Raw genomic sequence first — 10,178 nt, forward strand, 5'->3', positions numbered from 1 at the left:
CAAACACCGCGATGAGTTGCGTGACATGGGGATCGACCCGCAGATCGCCCAACGCGGAACCGACCACGGCTCCGGACTCGGCACGGTCAGGTGGGGCGTCGAGCGCACGATCGCCTGGTACCACGGCATGCGGCGCCTGCGCATCCGATGGGAACGCCGCGACGACATCCACGAAGCCTTCCTCGGACTGGCCACCTGCATTATCTGCTACCGACACATCAAAATCCTTTGTTAGGAACTCTTAAAGAGGTCGCGCTGCATGCAGACCGACGCCTCGCTGTCGACGTAGGGCCCGAACCTGGGGACCACCTGGAAGCCGCGCCGGTGGTAGAAGGAGATCGCTGCCTTCTGCCGGTCCCCGGTCTCCAGCCGGAGCACGACCGCCCCGTGGTCGCGGGCGTGCCGTTCGAGCGCGTCGAGGATCGCGTCGGCGAGTCCGTGGCCGCGGAGACCGGGCGCCACGTAGAACCGCTTCAGCTCGGCGAACCCGCCGTCCTGGAGCTCGATGCCGCCGATGCCGACCAGCCGGTCTCCGACGCTCGCCCCGACCAGGTGCACCGACCCGGACTTCAGCTCGTGCGTCGAGTACCCGAAGCTCTCGTTCTCGGTGTACTCGGATTCGGCCAAGTCGCTGTCGAGTGCCTCGATCAGTGCGATGACCTCCGGATCGCGGACGGTCACCGGGCGGACCTCGGCGGCATCGGTAGGCTGTGCCATCTCCCGATCCTACGAGCCGGTGGCCGCCTCGACGCCCAGCCGGGACCCACGGCGCGGCGCCGCCGCGATGAAGGTCATGCACCACACGAGGGCCGCGACAGCGGCGATGCCGAAAGTCAGCCCGTATCCGCCGGTGAGGTCGAACGCGAAGCCGCCCAGCCAGGTCGCGGCCGCGGCGCCGAGCGCGCTACCGACCTGCACGAGGCCGGACACTCGACCGAGGACGGGCCCCGCGAATATGTCGCCGGTGCCCGCGCTGCGGGCACCGATCACCCCCCCGACGACGAGGCCCAGCCCTGCCGCCAGGACGGCGACCAGCCATTGCGCTGGCAACTGCGCGGCTCCGACGAGCAGCGCGATGTACGCCACCCCGGCGGCAACCCCGGTGCGCTCCCGCCCCCACCGGTCCGACGCCGCCCCGGCGGTGAGCTGCCCCGCGATGTAGCCCAGCGACGCGATACTCAGGACGAACCCGGCGGACGCCTCCGAGTAGCCGGACGTCACCAGGAACGGCGCGAGGTGTTGGAAGACGACGAAGTCGAGTACGCTCGCGGCGCCCGCGGCGACGAACAGGAACCAGAACGCCGGGCGTGCCAGGACGACACCGATCCGGACGGTTGCCGCGGCCTCGTCGGACTCCTCGGTCCGGGCCAGCGCGGGCAGCCGTCGGTGCAGCAGGAAGAACGCCAGCGCGACGACGACGGCGACCACCCCGGCGACCAGATAGGCGGTCCGCCACCCGGACTCGGAGATGACCTGGCCGAGCAGGTTGAACAGCACGAAGTTCCCGAGCCCGACGCACGCGTAGGCCAGGCCGAGTGCTCGTCCGCGGAACTCCGTCGGGTACGAGTTCGACACCATGACCTGGGCGGCGACGATCACCACGGTCGTCGCCGACGCAAGGACGAGACCGTACACGAGGTAGAAGTGCCAGAGCGCCGTCGCCCACGACGCGAGGACCAGCCCCACCCCGATGACGACGAACCCGATCGGCACAACCCGCCCCGGCCCGTACCGGTCGACGAGCCTGCCGACCAGCGGCGCCGACAGCGTGCTGCACAGCAGGTGTACTGAGTACATGCTGGACGCCTCGCCGCGGGTGATCCCGAGATCACGGGCGAAGGCGAGCGAGAACAGCGAGAAGCCTTCGACCAGACCGAATATCGTGCCAAGGGCCAGCCCGCCCAGCAGTGCCGTCTGCCAGAAGGACAGGCGCTCCCGCAGTCTCGCCGCCATCAGGCACCACCCGCAGCGAACCGCGGCGGCCCGGCGAACACCTCGGGGATCTCCAGCTTGTTGGTCTCGTACGCCTCCGCGATCCGGCTACGAGTGCGGCAGTGCTCCTCCAGGCTGGCAATCCCCTCGCGGACGAGCTCGCGGCCATCCGGGCCGACGCCGGAGAACCAGCTGACCAGCGGCTGCGGGTGGAACCCCATCCGGACCTTGAAGCCGTACATACTGCGACCCATCTCGATCCGCTTCACGCCCAGGCGTTCGGCGAGCTCCAGGGTCTGGGCGTAGAGCGCGTAGTATGTGCCGAGTTCCTTGTGGTGGTTGTAGTTGAGGCCCGCGATCCAGGCGTAGAGCGTGTCCTCGAAGTGCATCAGGACGAAGCCGCCGAGCAGCTCGTCGTCCAGCCAGATGCTCACGAAGTGCACGTACTCGCGCAGGTACTCGAAGATGCTGTACAGGTTCTCCGGCGGGTTGATCGTCGCGACGCCGTGCCGCGCGCAGACGTCCTCGACGAGCTTCGCGAACCGCTCGACGTCGCCGGACTCGATGGTCGTCCGGATGTGCGCACCCGACCGGCTCGCCTTGTTGGACAGCCGGCGGAACTCCCGGCGGAACTTCTGGCTCCGCAGTGTGGCCAGGTGCGCCTCCGCCGTCCCCGCGAAGTCGACGCCGCTGGTCGCCTCGGTGTAGACGGGGCTGAAGCCGCGTCGTTCCAGTTCGGGGCCGAGTGGGTCGGGCTCGGGGACCCCCGGGAAGCCGAAAACGGACACGCCGAGATCGGTCGCGACCTCACCGACGGTGCCGACGAGGTCGTCGACGATCTCTGCGGGATCGACGAGCGAGCAGATCCCGTTGAAGTACGAGTACCACGAGTGCCCAACCAGCATCCGCGTGTGCAGGATCGGGTGGTCGAAGTCGTAGTCGGGGCCGTAGCCGACGTAGTGTGGGTCCTCCTGCACCTCGTAGAACGGTGCGACGGCGTCGAGGCGCCCGTCGGTCCGGTGGCAGAGGTGGCGGGCGTGGAACACCGGCGCCGGTGGTGCCGTCTCGTACGCCGTCAGCCACTCATGGCTGTGGAAGGCCGAGCCCCCCGCCAGGACGACGACGTTGTTCCACTCGTCGGCGTCCACGTCGCCGATCGAGTCGTGCACGATCCAGCCTGAGCCTGATACCACTCGTCACTCCTTGCATCTACCGGGAGCGCAGGATCCCGATGTCGTCGAGTACCTCGGCGAGCAGCACAATGGCCAGCTCCAGGCCGACCCGGGCAGCGGGCCCGGCCTGGATGTGCGCGCCTGCCACGTCCGCGGGCGACTTCCCCGCGGCGAGGTCGCCGCCGATGACGTGCATGTCGCGGCCCACGGTGCGCACGTGCTCCTCGCCCTGGACCGACCAGAACTCGTCGGGCATCAGCCGCAGTCGCGAGCAGTACTCGGTCCACACGGCCGCGTCGTCGATCGAGAGGAGCGGGCCGCGCCGCCACAGACCCTCCGGATCGAGCCTCATCAGCGGTGCCGCGTAGTCCAACTCGGGCCCGCCGGGTGTGAGGTTCATGGTCGAGCAGAAATACGTTGTTCGGCCGCCGGTCCGGCGGGCGTCCGACAGCTGCCCGACGACATCGTCCGGGTCGGCCCCGGTAATCGCGGCGATCCGCTCCGCGGTGATCGCGTCCCGGAGCCGCATCGGCACCGCGGAGTCGACGCCAATCGAGATCGTGTGCAGCGGGAACGCTTCGCTGAGCTCGCTGAGCACCTCGGGTTCAACGCCGCCCATGCTCTGGAACCGCATGGTCACCCGCCGCGGTGGGCCGGCAGCCAGTTGCTTCCAGAACGTCCGGATCAGGTCGAGTCCATCCGGGCCGCCGTTGCCGGCCGTCGGGTACGGCATCCCCGCGGGCACCGGGACGCCCGGCAGGTTCACGATCACGTGATCGAACTCGGCAAGGTCGATGTCCGCGAAGTTCCGGACCTCGGCGGTGACCTCGGCGCCGCCGGGGTTGAGCGCGCAGGTCAGCCCGGTGGCCTCCACCGCGTCCGGGAGGACGTCGATCGCGCGGACCGAGCCCGCGGTCCGCGCGGCGGCCGCCGTCGAGACCCCGGATCCGGAGCCGACGTCGAGTACCGTGCCCCGCGGTGCCGCGGCGAGGACGGCCTGGGCGAACCGCAGCGAGTCCTCGCCCAGGTGCACCTCGTGCTCGGTGCCGTAGTCGCGGTCGGCGGCGATCAGCAGCCCAGCGAAGGCGCTCAGCCGCCACCGGCCGGTGCGGTAGATGCCGTCGTCGGACGTCACGAGGCCGGCGGCGACCAGCGCCCGCCCGACGTCGTCCCGGATCGAACCGTGCCCGACGTGGACGCCAGTGTGCAGCAGCCGGGCCAGCTCCTCGCGCGGTGATGCCGCGGTCCCCTCCGGGGAGGCACCGTTCAGCGCCTCCCCGGTGAGCCACGGTTCCCACGTGTTGAGGCACGCACGACGCCGCCCGTCGAGCAAACCGGTCAGGTTCGCTCGACGGAGCAACTCGGCCGCGGTGGAGACCGAGGTGTGGGTTCCGATCATCCGAAGTGCCGCTCGTGGGCCTCCGGGTACAGGTCCTCCATGCTGGAGTGGTCGACGGGCCGGGTCAGGTCCGACTCGGTGGCGAATGTGTAGCAGACGATCATTCGCTCGGCGTCCTCGGAGAGTGGCGCGACCCGGTGCAGCGCAGTGTCGGCCTTGAGCAGGTACGCGTTCCCGACGCCCGGGTGCCGGCTGGCCACCGGACCCTTCGCGACGAGCTCGTCGACCCGCGGATTCTCGCGGTCCCACGGGGCGCGCGCGATGAAGTCGACACTGCCACCGATCGTCTGGTCCGGAATCTTGAAGATCCAGACGAGCGCCCAGGTGTAGTCGTCCCAGTGCCATCCGTGCACGTCACCGGCCTGGTGCAGCCGCGCGGCGATGTACTCCTCGGGCGTGTAGGGCACCGGCAGAACAGTCTCGCCGACGATCTGCTCGAGGTAACTCCGCAGCGCGCGGCTGTCGAACAACTCCGGGACGACGGTGCTGCCGGCCGCGAGCGCGTCGCGGTCGAGGTTGGAGTATTTGCGCGGGGTGTTGCCGCTCTGGGCGACGACGATGTCGCGCCGGTTCGCCTGCCGGTCGAAGAGCTCCTCGACCTCGCGGAGGGCGGTGTCGAACACCCAAGGCGGGGTGAATCCGATGATCTCGGCGAAGTCGGTTTCCTGGTAGCTGCGACGTAGATCGGGAATCTGCGACTGCATCGCCTCGGACGCGAAGTGGTCGTCGATGGCCGCTCGAATGGAGTCCAGCGACTCCCGGATTGTAGCGATTGCGGGCATATGTCCTCCTTATTTCCTCTATTTCCGCTTTTTCGATAAGCGAGTGCGTAACCACTCACCCCGCTGAGATTGCAACTCCGGGGACGCCATCGGCCTGAGTCGGATTTCCTGCGTTTCGGAAGGTCGATCAGACGGCGTCGGCCAATCGATTGCAGCTGACGGTCAGTCCGTTCTCGACGGCGTCGAGATATTGCTGACAGCGATTGGTGGATTCAGCCCGGACGACGGCGAATCCGATGCGATCGAGAAAGGCGTGGGGTGGCGTCCGGAGCACGGTTCCGAATTCGACCTCACGCGTGAAGGCATGCAGCCAGGGAGCGGACTCGATCTCTGGGTCGAGGTGCAGGCCCACCAGCCTGCTCTCCGCCGGCGGGTAGATGAAGCGGATCGCAGCGGCCGCCGGCCCGCCCCCTTCGGGGCCTGCGGGCACGGCCGGCAGGCCCACCCCGCACACCGCGGCGGCGGCCTCGACGACCTGGTCCCTCCCGGTCGCCAGCCGCACGAGCAGCGGGATCAGGTCGCCGCCGGGCCGGGCTCCGATCTCGACCACGCGGGGCCCGGTGCGGGTCAGCCGCAACTCGGTGTGGGTCGCGCCCCAGGCGATCTCGACGGCCGAGTTCGCGGCCCGGACCACCGAGACGATCGTGGAGTCGTCGGCGGTCACCGGCTCCCCCGGCGCGACCACGTGCCCGATCTCCTCGAAATACGGTGCTGGCCCGAGAGACTTGCGTGTGATGGCCAGGACCTCGGGAACGCCGTCCTGGACGACGCACTCCACCGAGATCTCCGGCCCGTCGAGGTATTCCTCGACCAGGAGCCGCCTGTCGGATGAGCCGTACGTCCCGTGGCCCGAGTTGCTGGCGATGTCGTAGGCGACCTCCAGTTCGGAGTCGGCGTCGACCCGGATCACGCCGATGCTCCCGGCCAGCGCTTGCGGCTTCAGCACGACCGGGTAGCCGATTTCCCGGGCTGCACCCCGCGCCGCGTCGCGGGAGTCGACCTGGACGCTGCGGGCCGACGGGACGTTGCCGGCCGCCAGCCGTGCCCGCATCTCAGCCTTGTCCCGGCATGCCCGGGCGGTCGCGACCGGGTTAGCGCGCAAGCCAGCGTCTGCGCCGGCCTCGGCCGCCGCTTCGACAGAGAACTCGTCATAGGTGAAGATTCCGTCAAAGCGACCCTGGTTACGGTCGACGTAGTCGGAAACGAGTGCCGGGTCGCGATGCGCAAGGTCGACGTGCTCGTCGACGACGCTCCTCTGCCATTCGTTGGCGGATGCGTCGAGAAGGGTTACCCGGAAATTGCTCGCCAATGCTTCGAGCGAATATCCTCGATAATCCGGATCACCGGCACCCAGAAGCAGCAGCCTCGGCGACATTCCCATCCCCCCAGACGGAGCCAGCGACTATTTATCGCTGGCTGAACCCGGAGAGGTACTCTAAGCGACAGTCCGTCAGAATGATAACCGAATTGTGATACAGGCGACATTTAAGTCGAATTTGCCCGGGACGCGTAACGCGGCATTCAACCGCAACATCAACACGCCAACCAGCCGGTTGGGCTACATCGCATTACCTCAAATGGTCCATCGCGCTTAGTGCAACGCCGATAACCCCACTTTTCCCGCTAACGGTGCTCCGACCTACTTCTCGGTGAGCTGGTCCGTCGAGCGCGCTCGTGGGTGGCACGTAGCCCGATGCTCGGCACGGGTCCTACAGAAACCCCGCCAAGCGGGAGTTGTGACTGGATCGGAACAGCAGAAACCAACGGAACGGCCCCTGATCGACTCGGTTGGATCGCGGTGTTGCTACTCGTGTCCCCGAAACCGGTCCGGTTGTCGCTATTGGCGTCATTGGCCGGGACCTGGTCAGAGGTGGCTGAACAATGGGGAAAGACCAGGGCGACGATCCAGGCCCGCGCGGCGTACACGGGGAGGTAGCCGGTCTGCCAGCGCTCGAGCGCCGTGAACGGTGTGGTCCGACGGACGAATCCCGCCACCAGCCATGCGGACCAGGCGAGATTGGCCAGCAGGATGACGTTCTCGCCGAGCGCGGCCGCCTTGTTGGGTGTGGTGCCGTACTCGGTGATGCGTCCGGTGATTGCCAGCAGTACCAGCACATCGATGGCCAACGCGCTGAGCACGAGGGCGAGCTGCAGCTTGTCGAACAGGCCGGACGGGGCCAGCGGATCGCGGGCTGAGATTGAGTAGAGCAGCAAGCCCAGCACCACGGCCAGCAGGAGGTCGAACAGGATCAACGCTTCCCGCTCGACATCGATGCCGACGTTGGTCCAGCCGAGGGTGACGAGGAACGCCAGCATCACGACGGTGAACAGCGGGGTGAACAGTCTCGCGAGTACCGGGGCTATGTTCTCGATAACGCTCTGCTTGGCCTCGACGAGCCACCCGGCGACCACTACCGCTGCCACACCACCGCAGGGAAGAACCCACTGCGTGATGAACTCCTCCGGGACGATTCCGATGGCTTTGAAGGTTCCGAAAATGAACGCGATCAGCCCACCGCCGCCGGAGCCGATGAGCGAGAGGTAGATGAACCATTCGCCGGTGAAGCGGATGAAGTCCATTCGTCGGCGCGAGGAGCGCAGATCGTCGGCCACGTAGGCTAAACCGACCACGAACCACAGGGCGATCGGGAGATGGATGCTGGTCAGGACCACCGACTGGGAGTCCTCCGCGAGCGGGTAGACATTGGCCGCCACGGCGCCGAGCCCGAACAACGCCGCCAGTACCGCGATCAGCACTGGCCTGGCCTGACGGCGCCAGGCCAGGAAGGCGGCTAGCCAGGGCAGCGCGAACAGGCCGACGTTGGGCCCGTAGAACGCGGCATCCTCGTGGATGTTCATCCCGAACAGCGCCGGCGCCTTGACCGATGCTGCCGCGCCCGCCGCGCAGATGACGATCGCGAGCAGGTCACGCCGCGGCCGGGTGTCCGCCACCGGGCTATCGGTCTCGCCAGTCAGAACCAGTTGCTTCCACAGCCGTTCGGAATGCTCACGGGCGAACTCGCGGAAGAGGTCGCGAATCAGGAATCGCGCCCGGCAGTCTGCGTCTTCGAGGTCCATGACGAGATTCTTTGCGGTTTGGGTGACCCACGCGGCCGTCGGGTGTGCGGTGGCGTCCAGGATCCGGATCCGCCTGGTGGCGTGTTCGATGACGGCGAGGACGTACATCCTCGTACCGGATAGGGTGACGGTTTCGAAGAAGTCACAGGCCAGCAAGGCGTCGGCCTGGGAACGCAGGAAGTCCGCCCATGTGTCGGAGTTCCGGTCAGGTGCGGGGTCGATCCCGGCTGCCTGCACGATTTCCCAGACGGTCGAGGGGGCCACTTTCACTCCCAGGACGAGCAGTTCGCCGTGGATTCGGCGGTATCCCCAGCTGGGGTTCTCTTTTGCCAGGCGCAGCACCAAAGCCCGGATAGAGCGAACGATGCGTGGTCGTCCAGGGCGCTTCGGCTTGGAGAGGGTCGCGTGACGGCGTGTGACCAGGTTGCGGTGCCAGCGCAGCACTGTGTCCGGGCGTACCAGCAACCGCAGCCTGCGCAATAGATTCCTTGGCAGCGGGTACAGAAGCGCCGCCATGATCGCTGGATCAGCTGGGGTGAACCGCACCCTGGCTTGACCGAGTTGACGTTCTAGCACCGTGATCTGATGGCGCAAGGCCAGGATCTCGACGTCCTTGTCCCGGTCGCTCATCGGCAGGCGCAGCATGGCGAACGCGTTTGTCACGCCCAGGTAGGCCAGTCGCAACAGCACAGTCGATCATCATGCCGTGATGCTCGACAGCAGCGAAAGCGTCCGCTCGAGCGACTACGGTCGACCTCCCCCTCCACCGTGCCCGCCGGTTCTGAACAGGGCGGATGAGGTTTACGGCAAGGGCAATGTTCGTTACGCCTTCGGAATGCCCGCCGGCGCTGAGCGCGGGGTGCGGCTGACCGGCACCGATGCGTGGAGCTGGGACGCTCGTTCGTGCACACCGCACAGCGCTACGCCCGCGAGCGGGACCCGTCGATCATTTGGGAAGGACACCACGCGGGACGTGACATCGGCTACTGCCACCTCGAAAAGCTGCACGGGCTGGAATCGCTGCCTGCCGACGGTTTCGAGATCGCGTGCTTTCCCGTAAAGATCCACGCGGCCTCCGCGGGCTGGACCCGCGTGGTCGCCATCTTCGACGAGTGACAACCACGACCTGACAAGGAGCCGCGCGATGAGCATCATGATCACCGTCGTGCCAACCGGACCTGCAAGCCATAGCCATGAGTGAATGACCGCAGAAACAGAAACTGGTCACCACCGGCCAGTGTCGAGAGCTGCGTCGTGGGAGCGAAAACGGATTGGTCGGGATGCCGGCACGTCGCGCCGGCATTCGGATCAGCACGCGTGGGATTCGTACCTTCGGACGCTCATATAGAACGACGTTCGCGCTCAGCACCACCTGTCTGGGACGGATGCAGCCAGGAGTTGATCGCCGAACTGTCGCACAGTGTGTCGTTCGCTGTGTCTTGGCCTGACTGGCAGGAGCAGGAGCGAATCTGGAGTGAAGGATGTGCCGTAGTTGTATGGAACTGCAAGGAACTGCCTTGAACCGACGCGTTTTGTACTGCGGTTTACCGGTTTTCGCAGGTGAGTGTCTACATGGGACCTGACTGGGGGTCAAGGGGTCGTGGGGGTGATGCGGGCCTGCCTCGGGCTCGTGAAGGAAGACTCTTGTCAGGTTTGACAGGGCGGGCCGCGCGCTGTTCGTCAGAGCGTCCGGTCCCACAGGTCAATTCGAACGATATTTGGCTCTTCTGCTGCTTCCGTGGGTGTCAGGTTCGTCCGGGGAGGGTGGGTGGGTGGCCGCCGAGGGCGAGCATGACGAGAGCGATGAGGGCTTCG

The 10,178-nt window shown here is 67.0% G+C and carries 9 protein-coding genes; 2 read left to right on the forward strand and 7 right to left on the reverse strand.

Features of this window, described 5'->3' with window-relative positions; all coding sequences use genetic code 11:
• A partial coding sequence (locus tag ACWDKQ_RS33410) for a transposase (RefSeq protein WP_450142759.1) occupies positions 1 to 235 on the forward strand: 235 nt, incomplete at its 5' end.
• Here the strand turns inward: ACWDKQ_RS33410 and ACWDKQ_RS33415 are convergent.
• The 7 genes from ACWDKQ_RS33415 to ACWDKQ_RS33445 form a co-directional block, all read right to left on the reverse strand.
• Entirely contained in the window at positions 232 to 717 is a 486-nt protein-coding gene (locus tag ACWDKQ_RS33415) for a GNAT family N-acetyltransferase (protein ID WP_450142760.1), read from the reverse strand. The genes ACWDKQ_RS33410 and ACWDKQ_RS33415 overlap by 4 nt on opposite strands.
• 9 nt (positions 718 to 726) lie before the next feature.
• A complete protein-coding gene (locus ACWDKQ_RS33420) occupies positions 727 to 1,953 on the reverse strand; it encodes an MFS transporter (protein ID WP_450142761.1) in 1,227 nt (408 codons plus the stop codon).
• Entirely contained in the window at positions 1,953 to 3,125 is a 1,173-nt protein-coding gene (locus tag ACWDKQ_RS33425; RefSeq protein WP_450142762.1) for a GNAT family N-acetyltransferase, read from the reverse strand. Before ACWDKQ_RS33425 ends, ACWDKQ_RS33420 begins: the two co-directional genes overlap by 1 nt.
• A gap of 16 nt (positions 3,126 to 3,141) precedes the next feature.
• Complete coding sequence (locus tag ACWDKQ_RS33430; protein ID WP_450142763.1) at positions 3,142 to 4,503, reverse strand: 50S ribosomal protein L11 methyltransferase; 1,362 nt, start codon at positions 4,501 to 4,503, stop codon at positions 3,142 to 3,144.
• Positions 4,500 to 5,285, reverse strand: a complete 786-nt coding sequence (locus tag ACWDKQ_RS33435) for a HalD/BesD family halogenase (RefSeq protein WP_450142764.1) — start codon at positions 5,283 to 5,285, stop codon at positions 4,500 to 4,502. The genes ACWDKQ_RS33430 and ACWDKQ_RS33435 overlap by 4 nt, the downstream gene beginning before the upstream one ends.
• A gap of 127 nt (positions 5,286 to 5,412) precedes the next feature.
• Positions 5,413 to 6,660, reverse strand: a complete 1,248-nt coding sequence (locus ACWDKQ_RS33440) for an ATP-grasp domain-containing protein (protein ID WP_170121577.1) — start codon at positions 6,658 to 6,660, stop codon at positions 5,413 to 5,415.
• 248 nt (positions 6,661 to 6,908) lie between these two features.
• On the reverse strand, positions 6,909 to 9,053 hold the full coding sequence (locus ACWDKQ_RS33445) for a helix-turn-helix domain-containing protein (protein WP_450142765.1): 2,145 nt from the start codon (positions 9,051 to 9,053) through the stop codon (positions 6,909 to 6,911).
• A 192-nt stretch (positions 9,054 to 9,245) separates the two neighbouring features.
• Here ACWDKQ_RS33445 and ACWDKQ_RS33450 point away from each other — a divergent pair, with 192 nt between their 5' ends.
• On the forward strand, positions 9,246 to 9,479 hold the full coding sequence (locus ACWDKQ_RS33450) for a hypothetical protein (protein ID WP_450142766.1): 234 nt from the start codon (positions 9,246 to 9,248) through the stop codon (positions 9,477 to 9,479).
• Positions 9,480 to 10,178: the final 699 nt, after the last annotated feature.

Source organism: Saccharopolyspora sp. NPDC000995, from assembly GCF_053599315.1.